The following is a 289-nucleotide window of genomic DNA, read 5'->3' on the forward strand; positions in this document are numbered from 1 at the left end:
AAAACGCCGCCTGAACGCATGTTCAGACGGCATTTCCTTGGCATCGATTCATTCCCCGATATAGCGCAGGTCTTTTTCCAGCCATTTCCCTTCCAAACAAAAAACAAAAAAGCACCGGCGGCAGCCGATGCCCCTTCCTTTACAGCCCCTCCACATATGCCCTATTTTTTAGCCGCAGGCATTGCCGGTTTGGCGGGGGCTTTGGGTGCGGGCGCGCCGACCGAAGCCTGGTCCTTCAGCTTCGCCAGCACCGCCGGGCCGATGCCCTTCACCTTGGTCAAATCGTCCA

Annotated in this window: 1 pseudogene; it reads right to left on the reverse strand. The window is 57.1% G+C overall.

Annotated elements, in window-relative coordinates:
* Positions 1-161: 161 nt before the first annotated feature.
* Positions 162-289 (reverse strand): annotated as a pseudogene (locus Q9J32_RS10075) (ComEA family DNA-binding protein); the annotation flags it as partial.

Origin of the sequence: Neisseria uirgultaei, from assembly GCF_962719845.1 — a bacterium.
Classification (GTDB): domain Bacteria; phylum Pseudomonadota; class Gammaproteobacteria; order Burkholderiales; family Neisseriaceae; genus Neisseria; species Neisseria bergeri.